The sequence below is a fragment of the Brevibacterium renqingii genome, from assembly GCF_017808095.1.
GTDB lineage: Bacteria > Actinomycetota > Actinomycetes > Actinomycetales > Brevibacteriaceae > Brevibacterium > Brevibacterium renqingii.
The window spans coordinates 455331-472768 of record NZ_JADBHG010000001.1; the positions used below are offsets into that span (position 1 = coordinate 455331).

Genomic DNA, 17438 nt, shown 5'->3' on the forward strand with positions numbered 1-17438 from the left:
GATTCTCTCATAATCACGACATGCGTGATGAAGTGGCGCGCCTACTCGCGGTCGCGGCGGGCCATGGTCTGGGCCGCACGGGCGGCGTACTCCTCCGGTGCCGGGTAGCCGACCTCGGTGAGCACGAGGCCCTCGGCGGGGGTGACGAACATGGGCACGTCGGGGGCGAGGCCGGCGTCGGCCTCGGCGATGAGCTCCGCGGGTCGGGTGATCGCCCAGTTGCCGGAGCCGACCTTGATCAGCCCGCCGACGAGCGCGCGGACCATATGGTGGCAGAAGGCATCGGCGCGCAGGTCGATGGTGATCACCGCGTCCTGGTCGCGGACGACCCGCAGCTCGTGGAGGGTGCGGATCGTCGTCGCGCCCTCGCGCGGTTTGCAGAAGGGCAGGAAGTCATGCAGCCCCTGCACCTCGGCGGCGGATTCGGCCATGGCTTCGGCGTCGAGTTCGCCCTTGTGCCGGGGAGTGACGGCGGTCAGCAGCGGATCGATGAATGACCGATGATCGGCCAGACGGTACTGATAGGACCGCCACAGTGCGGAGAACCGGGCGTCGAAGGTCTCGGGCACCTCGGTCACGGCGTGGATGACGATGTCGGAGAAGCCGTCGGCGCCGAGCACTCCGCGCAGACGCGAGAGCAGAGCCACCTCGGCGGAGCGGTTCGATCGGCCGATGAGCTTGGCCATCGCATCGGCGCTCAGGTCGATGTGGACGACCTGCCGCCTGGCGTGCACCCCGGCGTCGGTGCGTCCGGCGACGACGGTGGCCACCTCGGTGCCGGTGATGCGTTCGAGCCCGGATTCGAGCGCGGCCTGGACGGTGCGCAGGCCCGGCTGCTTGGCCCAGCCGTGGAAATCCGTGCCGCGGTAGCCGAGGTCGATGCGGAAGCGGGTCATGCCGCAGACCTCGCCGAGGCGGGCCCGCCCTCGTCACCGGCGACCTCGGTGAAGGGGTCGCGGGGTTTGAAGACGTTGGAGAACAGGCGGGAGATCGGGCGCATGCGCTGCCGGTGATAGCGTTCGACGTTCGTGTTGTAGAAGCGGGCGGCGGCGAGAATCCGCTCGGTGAGCACCTGCAGCTGACCGTGCAGCAGTTGGATCGTCGTATCGATCTCCTCGTTCACCGCCGCCTGCCCGGAGCGGGCGAAGTCCTCGGTCAGAGACCTTTCGGTCATGGCTGCGGGGATGAGCGCGGCCTCGTCGACGGCCTCGGTCAGCGCGTTCTCGGCGGCCGCGCCGCGGTGGTCGAAGGGAGCACGTTCTGCGGAGGCGAGGGCGAGTTCTATGGTGGAGAGGTCCTGGCCGGCGATCTGCTGGAGGGTGCCGATGTAGGCCGGCACGAGAGCGTGTCGCGCGCGGATCTCTCCGATCAGCTGCCGTTTGGCCTCATCGCACAGTGACCGGGCCATGGACAGCTGGTTGAACCGCAGGATGGTGAAGACGAGCAGAAGGACGACGAAGGCGGCGACGATGCAGCCGCCGACGATGAACCAGACCACGGGCCGCTCCCCTCGACTGTGCGCTTGACGCTGAGTTCGTTCACTGTGCTCGACCGCCCGCGTTGAGGCGCAGACGGGGCGAGCTTTTCCGACACCTCAGTTTACGCAGGGTTCAGACGCCTCGCGAACGTGATTTCGACCAGATGTCGCCGCCTCGTCGCCTCCGGGTCATGCGGTCGTCACCGGGCGGGGCTTGGCTGGGGATCGTGAGAGTAGCGATCATTGCCGAGTCCTTCCTCCCCAATATGAATGGGGTCACCCACTCACTCCTGCGGGTCCTCGACCATCTGGCCGATCGCGGTGACGAGGTCCTCGTCATCGCCCCGGGCACCCGCCGCGACGGACCGAAGGAGGTCGCCGGAGCCCCCATCGTCAGGGTCCCCTCGATCGCCCTGCCGAAGTATCGGCGCGTCCGCGTCGCTCCCGGAGGCGTCACCCGCATCCGCCGTCTCCTCCAGCGCTTCGCCCCGGACGTCGTCCATCTCGCCAGCCCCTTCGTCCTCGGCTGGCGCGGAGTGCTCGCGGCCCAGGCGCTCAGCCTGCCGACCGTGGCGATCTACCAGACCGAGGTGCCCGCCTATGCCGCCCGCTACGGAATGCACGGCATCGAGGCGATGCTGTGGAACCACGTCCGCAATATCCACCAGCACTCCTCGCTGACGCTGGCCCCGTCGAGCTACACGATCGATCAGCTCTCCGGCCTCGGTGTCGCCGAGGTGGCCCTGTGGGCCCGCGGGGTCGATTCCTCCCGCTTCGACCCGGGACACCGGTCCGAGGCGTGGCGACGTTCCGTGGCGCCGAACGGAGAGAAGATCATCGGCTATGCCGGCCGGCTGGCCGCGGAGAAGCAGGTCGAGGATCTCGCGGTGCTCACCGATATTCCCGGTGCCCGTCTCGTCATCGTCGGCGACGGGCCGTGGCGGTCCCGCCTGGAGAGGTCCCTGCCGAGAGCGCACTTCACGGGTTTCCTCGGTGGGGACGCTCTGGCGCAGGCGGTCGCGAGCTTCGATGTCATGGTCACCCCGGGTGAGCTCGAGACGTTCTGCCAGACGATCCAGGAGGCGATGGCCTCGGAGGTTCCCGTCATCGCCCCGGCCCGAGGCGGGCCCCTCGACCTCGTCGACTCCTCACGGACCGGTTGGCTCTACTCCCCGAAGGACCTGGGTGCCCTGCGCCGGCACGTCGTCGATCTGCTCGGCGACGAGGCGAAGCGCCGCGCCTTCGGTGTGGCCGGTCGTGAGCAGGTGTCCTCGCGCAGCTGGAAGAGCGTGTGCTCCCAGCTCATCGGCCACTACTCCCAGGCGATCGAGAATCCTGCGCCGCAGGTGCTCGGGCGCGGGTTCAGCTCGATGGTCAACTCCGGGATCGAGGACACCCTGCCCTACTAGGCTCGAGGACGCACGATGCAGCCCCGGCCTCGCCGAGGCGCTAGCGCCCGCGCCCGCTTCAATCGACGATGCCGCGGGCGTCGAGGGCCCGACCGGTGTCCTGGGCGTACTTGACCGAGCGCAGGATCGCCGGCACCACCCGGGCCTTGATGCTCGAATCGAGACCGCGGGCACGAGCGGCCCGCTCGGCCTCCCCCAGCAGGCCCGAGATGTGGGAGATCGCCCGCACCATGAGACTCGCGGTCAGAGCGATCGCCTCGGTGTTGGCGCCGAAGAACCGCAGCGGGCTCACCAGCACGGTGAAGGCGTCGAGCAGCTGCGCGACAGTGGTCGTCAGCGTCAGCAGCAGCGCCGCTTGGACACACGCGAACACGGTGCCGCCGACGGCCAGACCCGACTGCAGGGAACCGAAGAAGTACTGCAGGGCCATGACGATGGTGACCAGCACGGCGACGTAGAGCCAGGTCCGCAGGAAGTACGAGAGTCGCAGCCGGGCCGTGAACCCGACGATGACGAGGACTGCGAATATCGACCAGTTGATGACCGGGTCGCGGAAGATCAGCGCCACGATGCCGATGGCCGCGATGCATCCGAGCTTGGCTCCGGTCGGCACCGCGTGCAGCCAACCGCGGGTGGCCGCGACCTTCCCGAAGAGCTGCGGCCGCGGTCTGATCCCTGCATGCTTGCGCCAGGTGGCCGCGGCGCCATCAGCCCCGGCAGCGTTCGCACCGCCGGCGTCAGCCCCGTCAGCGTTCGCGCCTGCCAGAGGATCCCGGGTCATGGCGTATCGCTCATGATCATCTGGCGGTAGGTCTCGACCGCCTCGGCGGGGGCGGCATCGCAGGCGATGCGGCCGTCTTCGACGACGAGCGCCCGCTGGGCCAGGTGCGCGAATTCGAGGTCGTGGGTGGTGAGGACGATGCGCACTCCGCGCCGAGCCACGAGCTCCTGCAGATGCACCCGCAGCCGCTCCCTGTTGCGCAGGTCGAGCAGCGTCGTCGGCTCGTCGAGGACGAGGATCTGCGGATCGACGGCGAGCACCGCGGCCAGGGCCACGAGCTGGCGCTGCCCTCCGGAGAGCTCGTAGACGCTGCGATCTGCCAGATCGGCGATGCCGAGCTCGTCGAGCACGGCCAGGGCCGCAGTTCTGCGCTCCGACTTCGGCACGGACTTGCGCAGGGACAGTTCGATGTCCTCGACCGGGGTCGGCATGACCAGCTGCGCGGCGGGATCCGTGAAGACGAAGCCGACGCGCGATCGCACCTTCGGCCCCTGTCGGGCCGGGTCGAACCCGTCGACGAGGACCCGTCCCGCGTTCGCCGTGACCAGGCCGTTGAACAGCTGCAGCAGGGTCGACTTGCCCGAGCCGTTGGCGCCGATGACTGCGACGATGTCCTCGGTCAGCGTGAAGCTGACGTCCTGGAGGATCGGCCGGACCACATCGCCGTCGGGGCCTTCGTCGAGGACGCCGACGGCGACGTCGGTCAATCGGATCTCACGTGTCACTTGCGGCCAGGCTCCCGGCTCTCGCCGGCACCAGCCGCAGCAGGTGCGCCCGCATCGCCGGCACCGACAGCCGACGCGACGGCCCTTCCGCGGCGGCGGAGCACATCGGGAAACGCCCGGTGGATGAGGACCGCGACCGAGGCGGCGAGGATGTTCTTGATGATGTCACCGGGCCAGTAGGCGAGGTCGGCGACGGTCGCGACGCTCAGCGGCAGATCGGCATTTATCGACATGCCCAGGATCCCCAGCGGGTGGTTGAGCAGCAGGCTGCCGCCGAACCCTCCGACGAACAGGGCCAGTCCGAGCCGCATTCCATGGAAGCGGCGCACGGCCCAGCGAGCGACGAGTCCCGCAGCCAGAGCATAGAGCGTGAAGGAGAGGATGTAACCGGCGCTCGGTCCGGCCAGCACGCCGATGCCGCCGCTCATGCCCGAGAAGATCGGCAGCCCGAGCAGACCGAGGACAACGTAGAGCAGTGTCGCCGCGGCTCCCCGCCAGGGTCCGAGCACCATTCCGCATAGCGCGATGGCGAACGTCTGGAGGGTGATCGGCACCCCGGCAGGACCGACGGGGACGGGAACGGGAGGCATCATCGCAAAGGCTGCGAGCATGGCGGCGAAGACCGCGATGAGTGCGATATCGCCGCCCCGACCGGCGGAGCGGGGACGAGGGATGCCCGCCGAGGCGGTGCTGTGTGCCTGAGACATAAGTACTCCATAGTTCGTGATCCATCCGGTCCGATTCCGGATGCACCCGAGGCGACCCCGGACACCCACCACAGTAACTGAACACTGTTCAGGAACCGAAATCGGGGGTCATCCGAAAGTCGCCTCGGCACCGACCGTGTCTCTCACGGCCGGTCGATCACTCCCATTCGATGGTGCCCGGAGGCTTCGAAGTGACGTCGAGGACGACGCGGTTGATGTCGTCGACCTCGTTGGTGATGCGGTTGGAGATGACGGAGAGCACATCGTAGGGAATGCGCGTCCAATCGGCGGTCATCGCGTCCTCGCTCGAGACCGGACGCAGCACCACGGGATGGCCGTAGGTGCGGCCGTCGCCCTGGACTCCGACGGAGCGCACGTCGGCCAGCAGGACGACCGGGCACTGCCAGATCTCCCCGTCGAGGCCGGCCTTCGTCAGCTCGGCACGGGCGATGGCGTCAGCCTTGCGAAGGATATTCAGACGCTCTTCGGTGACCTCGCCGATGATGCGGATGCCCAGTCCCGGCCCGGGGAAGGGCTGACGGGAGACGATGCCCTCGGGCACGCCGAGTTCGCGGCCGATGGCGCGGACCTCGTCCTTGAACAGGGCGCGCAGCGGTTCGATGAGCTCGAACTGGATGTCATCGGGCAGGCCGCCGACGTTGTGATGGCTCTTGATGTTCGCGGTGCCCGATCCGCCGCCGGATTCGACGACGTCCGGGTAGAGGGTCCCCTGGACCAGGAAGGCGATGTCCTCGCCCTCGTCCTCCTGGGCCTCGAGCACGAGGTCGGCGGCAGCGGTCTCGAAGGTGCGGATGAACTCGCGGCCGATGGCCTTGCGCTTCTCCTCCGGGTCGGTGACTCCGGCGAGCTGGGAGAGGAACCGCTCACGCGCGTCGACGGTGACCAGGCGGACGCCGATCGAATCGACGTAGTCCTCCTCGACCTGTTTCCTCTCGTCCTCGCGCAGCAGGCCGTGGTCGACGAAGACGCAGGTGAGCTGGTCGCCGATCGCCTTATGGACGAGCGCCGCGGCGACCGAGGAGTCGACGCCTCCGGAGAGTCCGCAGATGACCTTCTTGTCGCCGACCTGGGCCCGGATGAGCTCGACCTGCTCGTCGATGACCGAGGCGTTCGTCCAGTCGGCTTCGAGGCCCGCGACGTTGTAGAGGAAGTTCTCGAGGATCTTCTGGCCGTTCTCCGAATGGAGGACCTCGGGGTGCCACTGCACGCCGGCGAAGCGCTTGGTCGGGCATTCGAAGGCCGCGACCGGAGTGTCAGGGGTGGACGCGAGCACGTCGAAGCCCTCGGGCGCCTCGGCGACGGAGTCCCCATGGGACATCCAGACCTTGTAGCTGCTCGGGGTCTCGGCCAGCAGCGAACCCGTGTCGGTCACCGACAGCGGGGTCGAGCCGTATTCGCGCTTGTCGGTCTTCGCCACCCGACCGCCGAGGCTGGTCGACATGAGCTGGAAGCCGTAGCAGATGCCCATGGTCGGGATCCCGAGGTCGAAGACACCCGTGTCGAAGCTCGGGGCGCCTTCGTCATTGACGCTCGAGGGACCGCCGGAGAGCACGATGGCCACGGGCTTCTTCGCCGCGAACTCGGCGGCCGTGGCATCGTGGGCGATGATCTCCGAGTACAGACCGGCCTCGCGGATGCGGCGGGCGATGAGCTGGGCGTACTGGGCGCCGAAATCGACGACGAGGACAGGGGGCACCTGTGTGCTCTGGGATTGCGTCATGGTCCAATTCTATGCGTCGGCCACTCGCCGCCCAATTTCGGGGTTCCGCACCTCCGACGCCTCAACTCGGCGACGGGCCGAGCTCCCGCCTCGGGGACGGGCTTCCCGCCTCGGGAGGGCTCAGCTCTTGGGCGCGACGACGACGGCGGCTTCGAGCTCGGCGTCGACCTGGCGGTGGATGCGGCGCTCGAGGATGAACGACATCACGGGCACGACGTCGGCCAGGGCGAGGACGAGGTAGCGGCCGAGGCTCCAGCGCATCTGCTGGTTGAGCCAGAAGCAGCCGATGAGGTAGACGACGTAGCACCAGCCGTGGCAGATCGCGATGGCTGCGGCGAGGTTGAACCCGCCGAAGTTGAGCGCGGTCTCGGAGTCGGCGGCGATGAGGTACTTGTAGATCATCTCGACCGTGAGGATGAGCAGCATCGTACCGGTGATGAAGGCCATCACCCGGTAGAACTTCAGCGCATTGCGCGCCGAGGTGAAGCGCTTGACGCTCCACACATCGGACTCATCGAAGTCGGGGCGGGAGTCCAAGGACTCGTGTTCTTCGCTCACGCTCAGTTTCCTCCGGTCGTGCGGGTATCGGTATCTGAATTGTCGGCCGGACCTGCGTCGGTGCCCTTCGGCTGATCGCCGGACGGCCCATCGGCGCGGTCCTCGCCTCGGCTGCCGCGGCGGCGCCTGCCCGGCTTCTTCCCACCGTGGCGGTGGGCCGGCAGTCCGGTCAGGCCCGACATCACCTCGGGGTCGATGCTCGAGGCACCGGCGGCCTTGACGACAACATACTCGACGCGGTTCTCCGAATCCTGGGAATCCTCGCCGAGGCGGCGGCGCATATAGTCGTCACGCAGCAGCTGGAACCACATATAGAGGGCCATGGCGGCGAAGATGAGCCACTCGACGGCGTACACCGCCGACTGCAGATCGAATCCGCCCTCGTCGCGGGTCGTGGTGGTCGGAACCTGTTCGAGTCCGTCGGTGCCGACCGAGGCGGCGGCCCCGCTCGCGCTCTCCGGGATGAGGAACCCGGAGTAGGTGAGCAGATCGGGGAACATGTTGATGATCTGCGAGGTCGAGACCGTACGCACCTGGCCGTCGGGCAGATCGTTGCCCGGCTGCGGACCCTCGATGGGTCCGATCCGGGCCGTGAGCTCGACCTCGCCTGCGGCGGCGCGGGAATCCGCAGCCAGCTCTTCGTCCGTGGTGAAGCCGCGGACGACGGGGATCGCGATCGTCTTCTCATCGGCGTTCGCCGCTTCGACCCCCTCGCCGAGGTGGGCCCCGTCGGGGGCGAACATCGTGACCACCCAGTACCCCGTGTCACCGTCCTGGACGCGTCCGGGGACGACGACCTGGGCGTCGCGGACCCAGTGTCCGCTCAAGCTGACCCGCTGGTCGGCCAGGACGCCGGGCATCGGGGCTTGGGCGTCCATGACGTCGTTGAAGTCCTTGAGCTTCTCGACCCCGGCGGAATCGGCGACGTCGTTCTTGTGCTGTGCGCGGTTGACCTGCCACGAGGAGAGGCCGACGAAGCAGGTGACGAGCACCAGCACGAGGAGCAGGGACCCCAACCATTTGGGGGTCAGCGCCAGGCGGAACAGTTCAGACCACCGAACCAGTCTGGTAGGGCGAGACGGTGACGTCGACGCGTTGGAATTCCTTGAGGTCGAGGTAGCCCGTGGTGGCCAGGGCACGGCGCAGGGCGCCGGCGAGGTTGAGTTCGCCGATCGCGGTGCGGCCGGGGCCGAAGAGCACCTGTTCGAGGCTGCCGACGGTGCCGAGCTCCACGCGGTGGCCGCGCGGCAGCTCCGGGTGGTGGGCTTCGGCGCCCCAGTGCATGCCGCGCCCGGGTGCCTCGGTCGCCCGGGCCAGAGCGGTGCCGAGCATGACGGCGTCGGCGCCGACGCCGAAGGCCTTGACGATCTCGCCGCTGGTGCCCAGGCCGCCGTCGGCGATGACGTGGACATAGCGGCCGCCGGATTCGTCCATGTAGTCCCGGCGGGCGGCGTGGACATCGGCGACGGCCGTGGCCATCGGGGCGTGGATGCCCAGGGTCTTGCGCGTCGTGGCCGCCGCTCCCCCGCCGAAGCCGACGAGGACGCCGGCGGCGCCGGTGCGCATGAGGTGAAGGGCCGCAGTGTAGGTGGCCGCTCCGCCGACGATGACGGGCACGTCGAGTTCGTAGATGAACTGTTTGAGGTTGAGCGGTTCGGTGTGGGTCGAGACGTGCTCGGCCGAGACCGTGGTGCCGCGGATGACGAAGATGTCGACACCGGCATCGACGACGGTCTTGTAGAACTCCTGGGTCCGCTGCGGTGTCAGGGCACCGGCGACGGTGACTCCGGCCTCACGGATCTGGGCGAGGCGGGCGGTGATGAGTTCGGCCTGAATGGGAGCGGAGTAGAGCTCCTGCATCCGGGAGGTCGCCATCTCGGAAGGCAGCTGGGCGATCTCGGCCAGCAGCGGGGCCGGATCCTCGTAGCGGGTCCAGAGTCCTTCGAGGTCGAGCACGCCGAGGCCGCCGAACTGACCCAGCGCGATGACGGTCTCCGGCGACATGGCCGAATCCATCGGTGCGCCGATGAAGGGCAGTTCGAACTGGTAGGCGTCGATCTGCCAGCTCAGGGACACGTCTTCGGGGTCGCGGGTACGCCGGGCAGGGACGATGGCGATGTCGTCCAGCGAATACGCGCGACGGCCGCGCTTGCCTTTGCCGATCTCGATTTCAGAACTCACGCCAACAGCCTATCCCACCGCCCTCCGGGCCAGGTCTCAGCCCACTATGAGGAACACCTGGTCTCCCTGGCAGGGACGACTGCTGCCTGAGATCAGAGGGCGGTGCGGTCGAGGTGGGCGGCGACGACCGCCTCGGCGGCTGTGACGAAGGCACGCACATGCGGCAGGTGCGCATCCCTCTCACGCACGTGCATGACCACTCGGCGCATCGGCACGGGATCGGTCAGGCCGACGGCGACGAGACCGGGCGGCAGCTGCAGCGTCGACAGTCGCGGCAGCACGGTGATCGCCAGATCGGAGGACACGAGGGCAAGGGCGGCGAAATCGTCCTCGGAGGCAGCGAAGTTCCTGCGTTCGAAGCCGGCTGCGGCGCAGGCGAGGTCGACGACCTTGCTCGTGGGCCCCGACCACAGGTCGTAGTCGACCCAGGGCTGATCCTCGAGGTCCTTGAACGGCACGGAGTCGAGACCGGCGAATTCGTGCCGCTCGGAGACGACGACCCTGTAGTCATCGTCGAAGAGCGGCACGCGCGTCATCTCCGGCAGATGGATCTCGCCCTCCTGCGGGACCTCGCTGCGGATCTCGATGAGGCAGTGGCTGCGCCGGACCTTCGCCGGTTCGTTGAGCTGGATATCGAAGCGCAGGTTCGGGTGGTCACGAGCGACGGATTCGATGATGCCGGGCAGCAGTCGGGCGTTGAAGGAGGTGAAGGCCGCGATGCGCATCCGCGGGCGACTGACGCTGCGGAAGCTCTCGACGAGATCGTCGAGCTTGGTCACGGAGGCGAAGACCTCGCCGGATTCCTCGGCCAGACGCTTGCCGAACTCCGTGATCTCGATGCCGCGTCCCGAACGCCGGTACAGGGGCACGCCGAGGCTCTTCTGCAGAGTGGTGATGTGCTGGCTGACCGTCGCCGGCGTGAAGTTGAGGCTCCTCGCGGCATCGACCACGGATCCCGTGGCGACTACGGCGCGCCAGACTCGGAGCCGGTTGAGATCCCACATGCTCCCAGCCTAGCGGAGAACCATTCGGCAGCACCTGATGATCATTAGCAATCAATTGCTTTTCTCAACAGGTTTCTGCCGTCAGAATGGAGAAGTCCCGCGCGATGTGTGCCGTTCTGTCCCCCACTTCTTCGAAGGAGAGCCGTGACCGGTCCCGAGATCCTCACCATCACCGGTGCCGCTGCCGCGCTTGCGGTCACGCCCGGGCCCGAGACGATCCTCACGATCCGCCTCTCCTCGCTGCGACGGAAGGCCGGGATGGTCTACGCGCTCGGCACGGCCACCGGCACCGTCATCTGGATGGTGCTCGCCTTGACCGGGGTCTCCGCCCTGCTCACCGTCTATCCTGCGGCCGTGCAGGTCCTCAAGGTCGTCGGCGGGCTGTATCTGTGCTTCCTCGGAGTGCTGGCTGCCAGGCAGGCGGTCCGGCTGCGCCGTGAGCTGTCGGCGTCCGTTGCCCAGGCGACGCCCTCGACCGAACCGGCCGACCACACCCCTGAGGGCCCGGTCAGTGAGATCGCTACCGTCATGGAGTCGAGCTCCTGGGGGCACCTGCGATCGGTGGTGTCCTACCGTCGCGGCATCGTCTCGTCCCTGAGCAATCCGAAGGTCGGTCTGTTCTTCCTCGCGATCCTGCCCACGCTCGTGCCCGCCTCGCCGAGCGGCGTCGACTATGCGGTGCTCATCGCCCTGATCCTCGGAGTGCTGCTGTCCTACCAGATCGTCCTGGCCCTGACCGCGAGCCTGGCGGCTTCGGCGATGGCCCACCGCAGCGCCGACTTCTTCATCGAAGCCGCCTCGGCCGGCATCCTCCTGATCATCGGCATCGCCGTCATCGCGATCCCGATCTGAGCCGACAGCCGGCAGCCGGAAGCGCTCAGAATTCCAGCGGCAGGTTGTCGATGAGGTGAGTGCCGCCGACGGTCGCGGAGACGAGCAGCAGTGCCGACCCTCGGAAGTCCGGGCCGCACGGGCGCAGGTCCGCGGAATCCACAAGGCTGAGATAGATGACCTCGAGGTCCCCGCGCTCGGCCGCGGAATCAAGTACGGCTCGCGCCGCCGCCTCGACCGCGGCGGGCCCTCCCCCGCCTCCGGACGGCACCTCCGCTGCCACCTCGGCGGCGGCTTCGAGGGCCCGCGGAATCGCCAAGGCGCGATTCCGATCTGCCCCGGTGAGGTATTCGTTGCGGCTCGACATCGCCAGTCCGTCGCCGTCGCGGACGACGGGCAGACCGATGATCTCGATATCGAAATCGAGGTCGGCGATCATCCTCTTGACCAGGCAGAACTGCTGGATGTCCTTGAGGCCGAAGACCGTGACATCGGGTGCGATGAGGTTGAACAGCTTCGCCACGACCGTGAGCACGCCGTCGAAGTGCCCGGGCCGGGCCTCTCCTTCGAAGACCGCACCCATGCGCCCGGCCCTGACCCTGACCTCGGGCGCCGAGGGGTACATCTCCCCCAGCGCCGGTGCGAAGACGAAGTCGACTCCGGCCTCCTCGCATTTCTCGAGGTCGGCGGCGAATGGGCGCGGATACTGCACGAAGTCCTCGTCGGCGCCGAACTGGAGCGGGTTGACGAAGATCGAGGTCACGACCAGGTCCGACTCGGCGCGCGCCCGGGTCATCAGCGCCTGATGCCCCGAGTGCAGGGCGCCCATCGTCGGCACGAGGCCCACCTTGCCCGACTGCCGGGCCCGCCACCGTCGCAGCGCCTGGATGCCTCCGACCTCCATCAGTCGAAGCCCCTCTCGGGTTCGGGGAACGCCCCGGACTTCACCTCGTCGACATAGGTTCCGACCGCCTCGGTGAGCACCGAGTGCAGATCGGCGTAGCGCTTGACGAAGCGCGGAGCCCGGCCCGTGCGCAGACCCGCCATGTCCTGCCAAACGAGGACCTGAGCGTCGGTCTGCGCACCGGCGCCGATGCCCACGGTCGGGATCGACAGCTCGGACGTGACCTGCCCGGCCAGCCCCGAGGGGACCATCTCCATGACCACGGAGAAGGCGCCGGCTTCGGCGACGGCGCGAGCATCGTCGAGCAGAGCGGCGCCAGCCTCGCCGCGGCCCTGGACCTTGTACCCGCCGAGGTTGTGCTCGGCCTGCGGAGTGAAGCCGATATGGGCCATGACCGGGATCCCCGCCGTGGTGATCGCTTTGATCCGAGAGGCCATCGTCGCCCCGCCCTCGAGCTTGACCGCGTGGACGCCGGCTTCCTTCATGAAGTGCACGGCCGTGGCCACTGCCTGCTCGTCGGAGATCTCGTAGCTGCCGAAGGGCAGGTCCGCGACGACGAGCGCACGATTCGTCGCCGAGGCGACTGCGCGGGCCAGAGGAATGAGCTCGTCGACGGTCACCGGCAGTGTCGTGGCGTGGCCGAAGACGTTGTTCGCCGCCGAATCGCCGACCAGCAGAGCCTCGACGCCGGCCTGTTCGAACAGTGCGGCCGTGTACTGGTCGTAGCTGGTCAGCATCGCCCAGCGTCGGCCCTCGGCTTTGGCCTTGATGAGGTCGAGGGTGCGCACTCGCCGAGGCGGTGCCGCGGGGGCATCCGCGCCGGGCGCCCGGGGTGCGCCGCCGGCCGCCCCGGAAGCGCCGGTCGAGCCGGAAACGCCGGTCGAGCCGGTCGAGTCGGTCGAGCCGGGCCCGCCGTACGGGGGCGGCTCCTCGGCGGAATTCATGGGCGATGTCGGGTTCGCCGGTGCTGTCTGGTTCGAATGTGCCGCATCGGGCATGGGAATCCTTCGTTGGTGCGATGTCGTCGGTGCAGGCGCGGGCCGATCGGGGACTGTGCTCCGGTCTGAAGCAGCGACCTCTCCCACGGGCGCCCTCCGCAGTGCGCATCGACTCGGATTGCGAGCCGGGCCCCAGCCTAGAACATCCCGCGCGCCCCCGCCCATCCCGGCACGGCATCGGCGCTCCCCCTGGCCGGAGTTGTACATCGCCGACCCACGCGATTAATCTCACTTCTGCGCAAACCATTAAAGCACTTCTGCGCAAAATTTTTCGAGTGGTGCCGACGGGCGGATCCCGTCGCGCCTCCACCCACCGACGCGAAGGACGATGATGACCACCACAGCTTCGATCGAACTCACCCTCAAGGACATCTCGGCTGCGGGCGCGAAGGACGATATGTGTTCGACGGAGCTGCTCGACGCGCCGTGGGACGTCGATGTCCGCCCCGGCTACGGCCCCGGCGCGTCGCTGGCCGATCCGATCCCGGTCGGAGCCCCGCGTCAGGGCGAGATCCCGGACGAGTACAAGCAGGCCTCGGCCGAGGAGCTCGACGCTCGGATCCGTCGGGCCAAGGAGGCTCTCGGCGATCGCGTGGTGCTGCTCGGGCACCACTACCAGCGCGTCGAGGTCGTCGAGCACGCCGACTACATCGGCGACTCGTTCATGCTCGCCCGCGCCGCTCAGAATCACCCGGAGGCCGAAGCCATCGTCTTCTGCGGCGTGCACTTCATGGCCGAGACCGCTGATCTGCTCTCGCAGCCGAACCAGTCGGTCATCCTGCCCAACCTCGCCGCCGGCTGTTCGATGGCCGATATGGCAAGCATCGACCAGGTCGAGGACTGCTGGGAGCAGCTGGCAGAGATCTTCGGCACCGAACCCGATGCCGACGGCCGCGTCCCGGTCGTCCCCGTCACGTACATGAATTCCTCGGCCGCGATCAAGGGCTTCTGCGGCCGCAACGGCGGCATCGTGTGCACCTCCTCCAACGCCGAGGTGGTCCTCGAATGGGCGTTCGCACGCGGACAGCGGGTCCTGTTCTTCCCCGACCAGCACCTCGGGCGCAACACGGCGGTGAATATGGGCATCGGCCTCGACGAGATGCCGCTGTGGAATCCGGCCCGGCCGCTGGGCAACAACACCGTCGACGCCCTCGACGACGCTCGCGTCATCCTGTGGCAGGGCTTCTGCTCAGTGCACAAGCGCTTCACCCCTGCGCAGATCGACAAGGCGCGGGCCGAGCATCCGGACGTCCGCGTCATCGTCCACCCCGAGTGCCCTCGCGAGACCGTCGCCGCCGCCGATGAGTCCGGCTCGACCGCCTACATCACGAAGGCCATCGCCGAGGCCAGCGAGCCGACCACCTTCGCCATCGGCACCGAGATCAACCTCGTGCAGAGGCTGGCCGCCGAACATCCGCAGCACACGATCTTCTGCCTCGATCCCGTGATCTGCCCGTGCTCGACGATGTACCGGATCCACCCCGGCTACATCGCCTGGGTGCTCGAGTCGCTGCTCGACGGGGAGGTCGTCAATCAGATCTCGGTCGACGCCTCGGTGGCCGATCCCGCCAGGGTGTCGCTGACGCGGATGCTCGCTGCGAAGCCGCGGATCTGAGTCCCATGGGACAGGTCATCGTCATCGGCTCCGGCATCGCCGGTCTGACAGCGGCACTGCGGCTGGCCGGTCGTCACGAGGTCACGCTCGTGACGAAGGGCGCGCTCGGCGAGTCGAACACCGAGTGGGCGCAGGGCGGGATCGCCGGGGTCATCGGCACCGAGGACACGGCCGCTGCCCATGTGGCGGACACCCTGACCGCCGGTGCCGGACACTGCGACGAGTCGGCAGTGCGGGTGCTGTGCGAGGCCGGCGGTGCGGCCGTCGTCGACCTCGCCGAGGCAGGAGTCGAGTTCGACACGGACCGGACCGGTGCCTGGGCCCGGGGCATGGAGGGGGCGCATTCCCACCCGCGCATCTTCCACTCCGGCGGCGATGCGACCGGTCGAGCGATCATCGTGGCACTGACCGGTCGTCTGCGCGCCGAGGCGACCGCGGGGCGAGTGCGCGTACTCGAGCAAACGATGCTCGTCGACCTCGTCACCGAGGAACACGGCACATCGATTCGCGTCACCGGCATCACCGTCCTCCGAGGCGGTCGCCTCGGGCGTCTGTCCGCCGATGCGGTCGTGCTGGCCACCGGCGGTGCCGGGCAGCTCTTCGCACACACGACGAACCCGGCCGCGGCGACCGGGGACGGACTGGCCGCGGCCCTCCGAGCCGGAGCTCGAGTCCGCGATCTCGAGTTCTTCCAGTTCCATCCGACCGCGCTGGCCGGACCCGGTTTCCTCATCTCCGAAGCCGTGCGCGGCGCCGGGGCCCTGCTCGTCGACGAACAGGGGCGGCGCTTCATGCGCGAGGTCGATGTCCGGGCCGAGCTCGCTCCGCGCGATGTCGTGGCCTTGGCGCTGCACCGCCGGTCTGCCGCCCAGGACGGGCGGCCCTGCTTCCTCGACGCCACGCAGGTGCCTGAGGTGGCGGCCCGGTTCCCGAGCATCACCCGAGGCCTTGCCGCCCATGGTCTGGACCCGGAGCAGGATCTCATTCCCGTCACTCCTGCCGCGCATTACTTCATGGGCGGAATCGCCACGGACCTCGAGGGACGGACGAGCATCGGCCGGCTCTTCGCCGTCGGTGAGGTCGCATGCACCGGGGTGCACGGGGCGAACCGATTGGCCTCGAACTCGCTGCTCGAGGGTGCGGTCTTCGTCGAGCGCGCGGCTCGAGCGATCGAAGCCGAGCTCGGCGACGTCGCCGGACAGCACCGCGCCAACCTCGGCTCGGCGTCCGCACGGGCCGTCCACACCCCCGGCCGGGCCGGCACGGACCCCGCACGCACCGGCGATCGCCGGCTGCCTCGTCGGGCGGGCCTGACACGGGCCGAGCTGCGGGAACTGACCTGGGCCCACCTCGGCGTGGAACGACACGCCGCCGGTCTGCGCCTCCTGCTCAGCCGCCTCGGTGAGGCTCCGGTGACCGCTGGGCATCTGAGCGGAGCCGACATGCGGCACGATTCCGCGACCGACATGATGCGTCACGATTCTCTCGTCGATCGGGTCGAGACGTCGAACCTCGCCCTCATCGCCGCACACATGGCCCGGCATGCGCTGGCGCGCCCGCTCAGCCTCGGTGCCCATACCCGAACCGATACCCCGCCGGCGAGCGCACTCGCGCCCCGCGCCACGTCCACCGACCTGCTCGAGGAGACCACCGCATGCTGACGAACGCCACCATCGATTCCGCACTCCGCCTCGCCCTCGACGAGGACGCGCCCTGGGGCGATGTCACCGGGGAGGCCTTCGTCCCCGACGAGGCTTCGGCACGCGCAGCGCTGCGCGCCCGGGAGGACGGGGTCCTCGCCGGTATCGAGGTCTTCGCCCGCGCCTTCGGACTCGTCGACGACGAGGTCGCGGTCGACCTGCGGTCTTCCGACGGCGCTCCCTTCGGTTCCGGAGATGTCCTGGCCATGGTGCGCGGCCCGGCCAGAGCAGTCCTGCGGGCCGAGCGGATCGCCTTGAACTTCTGTCAGCGGATGAGCGGCATCGCGACTCTGACCAGGAGTTATGTGGATGCTGCAGCCGGTCGTGCACGCATCGCCGATACCCGCAAGACCACCCCGGGGCTGCGGGCGTTCGAGAAGCACGCGGTCGTGTGCGGAGGCGGGCACAACCACCGTTTCGGGCTCTCGGACGCGGTCATGGTCAAGGACAACCACCTCGCCGTCCTGGCAGGCGAGGGGGCTGATGTGAGCGAAGCGATCCGTGCCGCACGGGCCCGCCTGCCGCACACGACGGTGATCGAGGTCGAGGTCGACCGGCTCGACCAGATTCCGGCCGTGCTCGACGGCGGGGTCGATATCATCATGCTCGACAACTTCAGCCCCGCCCGGCTGCGCGAGGGCGTCGAGCTCATCGGCGGCCGCGCCATCGTCGAGGCCAGCGGCAATGTCACTCTGGCCACGATCGGCGAGATCGCCGCCACCGGCGTCGACGTCATCTCCTCAGGCGCGCTGACCCACAGTGTGCGCGCCGTCGACCTCGGCCTCGACCTGAGCCTGGAGAACTGAG

At 68.6% G+C, this 17438-nt stretch carries 17 protein-coding genes; 5 read left to right on the forward strand and 12 right to left on the reverse strand.

Going from position 1 to position 17438, the window contains the following annotated elements; genetic code table 11:
- Positions 1 to 41: 41 nt before the first annotated feature.
- The gene (gene truA / locus IIE29_RS02050; protein WP_209323517.1) at positions 42 to 896 is read right to left on the reverse strand and encodes a tRNA pseudouridine(38-40) synthase TruA; all 855 of its coding nucleotides are present in this window, start codon (positions 894 to 896) and stop codon (positions 42 to 44) included.
- Positions 893 to 1498, reverse strand: coding sequence for a LemA family protein (locus IIE29_RS02055; protein ID WP_209323518.1), 606 nt, complete (start codon positions 1496 to 1498; stop codon positions 893 to 895). Before IIE29_RS02055 ends, truA begins: the two co-directional genes overlap by 4 nt.
- 206 nt (positions 1499 to 1704) lie before the next feature.
- On the opposite strand from IIE29_RS02055, the gene IIE29_RS02060 reads away from it, so the two are divergent.
- On the forward strand, positions 1705 to 2886 hold the full coding sequence (locus tag IIE29_RS02060; RefSeq protein WP_209323519.1) for a glycosyltransferase family 4 protein: 1182 nt from the start codon (positions 1705 to 1707) through the stop codon (positions 2884 to 2886).
- Positions 2887 to 2944: 58 nt separating this feature from the next.
- Here IIE29_RS02060 and IIE29_RS02065 read toward each other — a convergent pair whose 3' ends face one another.
- The 8 genes from IIE29_RS02065 to IIE29_RS02100 form a co-directional block, all read right to left on the reverse strand.
- Entirely contained in the window at positions 2945 to 3667 is a 723-nt protein-coding gene (locus IIE29_RS02065) for a CbiQ family ECF transporter T component (RefSeq protein WP_246475638.1), read from the reverse strand.
- Positions 3664 to 4392: an energy-coupling factor ABC transporter ATP-binding protein gene (locus tag IIE29_RS02070; protein ID WP_209323520.1), complete on the reverse strand. Its 729-nt coding sequence runs from the start codon at positions 4390 to 4392 to the stop codon at positions 3664 to 3666. The genes IIE29_RS02065 and IIE29_RS02070 overlap by 4 nt, the downstream gene beginning before the upstream one ends.
- On the reverse strand, positions 4389 to 5099 hold the full coding sequence (locus IIE29_RS02075; protein WP_209323521.1) for a biotin transporter BioY: 711 nt from the start codon (positions 5097 to 5099) through the stop codon (positions 4389 to 4391). The genes IIE29_RS02070 and IIE29_RS02075 overlap by 4 nt, the downstream gene beginning before the upstream one ends.
- Before the next feature lie 157 nt (positions 5100 to 5256).
- Positions 5257 to 6840 (reverse strand): glutamine-hydrolyzing GMP synthase, encoded by a 1584-nt coding sequence (gene guaA, locus IIE29_RS02080; RefSeq protein ID WP_209323522.1) that lies wholly within the window; start codon positions 6838 to 6840, stop codon positions 5257 to 5259.
- A 120-nt stretch (positions 6841 to 6960) separates the two neighbouring features.
- Positions 6961 to 7398: a DUF3817 domain-containing protein gene (locus tag IIE29_RS02085; RefSeq protein ID WP_209323523.1), complete on the reverse strand. Its 438-nt coding sequence runs from the start codon at positions 7396 to 7398 to the stop codon at positions 6961 to 6963.
- A 2-nt stretch (positions 7399 to 7400) separates the two neighbouring features.
- Entirely contained in the window at positions 7401 to 8414 is a 1014-nt protein-coding gene (locus tag IIE29_RS02090; RefSeq protein WP_209323524.1) for an SURF1 family protein, read from the reverse strand.
- A 31-nt stretch (positions 8415 to 8445) separates the two neighbouring features.
- Positions 8446 to 9579, reverse strand: a complete 1134-nt coding sequence (locus IIE29_RS02095; RefSeq protein WP_209323525.1) for a GuaB3 family IMP dehydrogenase-related protein — start codon at positions 9577 to 9579, stop codon at positions 8446 to 8448.
- 92 nt (positions 9580 to 9671) lie between these two features.
- Entirely contained in the window at positions 9672 to 10583 is a 912-nt protein-coding gene (locus IIE29_RS02100) for a LysR family transcriptional regulator (protein WP_209323526.1), read from the reverse strand.
- Between the two features lie 144 nt (positions 10584 to 10727).
- Here IIE29_RS02100 and IIE29_RS02105 point away from each other — a divergent pair, with 144 nt between their 5' ends.
- Positions 10728 to 11435, forward strand: a complete 708-nt coding sequence (locus tag IIE29_RS02105; RefSeq protein WP_209323527.1) for a LysE family translocator — start codon at positions 10728 to 10730, stop codon at positions 11433 to 11435.
- A 25-nt stretch (positions 11436 to 11460) separates the two neighbouring features.
- On the opposite strand, the gene panC is transcribed toward IIE29_RS02105, so the two are convergent.
- Together panC and panB are read right to left on the reverse strand one after the other, a co-directional pair.
- Complete coding sequence (gene panC, locus IIE29_RS02110) at positions 11461 to 12318, reverse strand: pantoate--beta-alanine ligase (protein WP_209323528.1); 858 nt, start codon at positions 12316 to 12318, stop codon at positions 11461 to 11463.
- Positions 12318 to 13316 carry a 3-methyl-2-oxobutanoate hydroxymethyltransferase gene (panB, locus tag IIE29_RS02115; protein WP_246475639.1) on the reverse strand — a complete coding sequence of 333 codons (999 nt, stop codon included), beginning with the start codon at positions 13314 to 13316 and terminating at the stop codon, positions 12318 to 12320. The genes panC and panB overlap by 1 nt, the downstream gene beginning before the upstream one ends.
- 331 nt (positions 13317 to 13647) lie before the next feature.
- Here panB and nadA point away from each other — a divergent pair, with 331 nt between their 5' ends.
- The 3 genes from nadA to nadC are packed head-to-tail and all read left to right on the forward strand — an operon-like array spanning position 13648 to position 17437.
- The gene (gene nadA, locus IIE29_RS02120; protein WP_209323529.1) at positions 13648 to 14931 is read left to right on the forward strand and encodes a quinolinate synthase NadA; all 1284 of its coding nucleotides are present in this window, start codon (positions 13648 to 13650) and stop codon (positions 14929 to 14931) included.
- 5 nt (positions 14932 to 14936) lie between these two features.
- Complete coding sequence (gene nadB, locus IIE29_RS02125; protein ID WP_209323530.1) at positions 14937 to 16592, forward strand: L-aspartate oxidase; 1656 nt, start codon at positions 14937 to 14939, stop codon at positions 16590 to 16592.
- Positions 16586 to 17437, forward strand: coding sequence for a carboxylating nicotinate-nucleotide diphosphorylase (nadC, locus tag IIE29_RS02130; RefSeq protein WP_209323531.1), 852 nt, complete (start codon positions 16586 to 16588; stop codon positions 17435 to 17437). The genes nadB and nadC overlap by 7 nt, the downstream gene beginning before the upstream one ends.
- The last annotated feature ends 1 nt before the right edge of the window (position 17438 follow it).

Excerpts from the sequence above, each read along its gene's own strand:
- nadB (WP_209323530.1), top strand. The coding sequence starts at position 14,937 with ATGGGACAGGTCATCGTCATCGGCTCCGGCATCGCCGGTCTGACAGCG.
- panB (WP_246475639.1), bottom strand. The coding sequence starts at position 13,316 with ATGCCCGATGCGGCACATTCGAACCAGACAGCACCGGCGAACCCGACA.
- nadC (WP_209323531.1), top strand. The coding sequence starts at position 16,586 with ATGCTGACGAACGCCACCATCGATTCCGCACTCCGCCTCGCCCTCGAC.
- panC (WP_209323528.1), bottom strand. The coding sequence starts at position 12,318 with ATGGAGGTCGGAGGCATCCAGGCGCTGCGACGGTGGCGGGCCCGGCAG.
- guaA (WP_209323522.1), bottom strand. The coding sequence starts at position 6,840 with ATGACGCAATCCCAGAGCACACAGGTGCCCCCTGTCCTCGTCGTCGAT.
- nadA (WP_209323529.1), top strand. The coding sequence starts at position 13,648 with ATGACCACCACAGCTTCGATCGAACTCACCCTCAAGGACATCTCGGCT.
- IIE29_RS02100 (WP_209323526.1), bottom strand. The coding sequence starts at position 10,583 with ATGTGGGATCTCAACCGGCTCCGAGTCTGGCGCGCCGTAGTCGCCACG.
- IIE29_RS02075 (WP_209323521.1), bottom strand. The coding sequence starts at position 5,099 with ATGTCTCAGGCACACAGCACCGCCTCGGCGGGCATCCCTCGTCCCCGC.
- IIE29_RS02065 (WP_246475638.1), bottom strand. The coding sequence starts at position 3,667 with ATGACCCGGGATCCTCTGGCAGGCGCGAACGCTGACGGGGCTGACGCC.
- truA (WP_209323517.1), bottom strand. The coding sequence starts at position 896 with ATGACCCGCTTCCGCATCGACCTCGGCTACCGCGGCACGGATTTCCAC.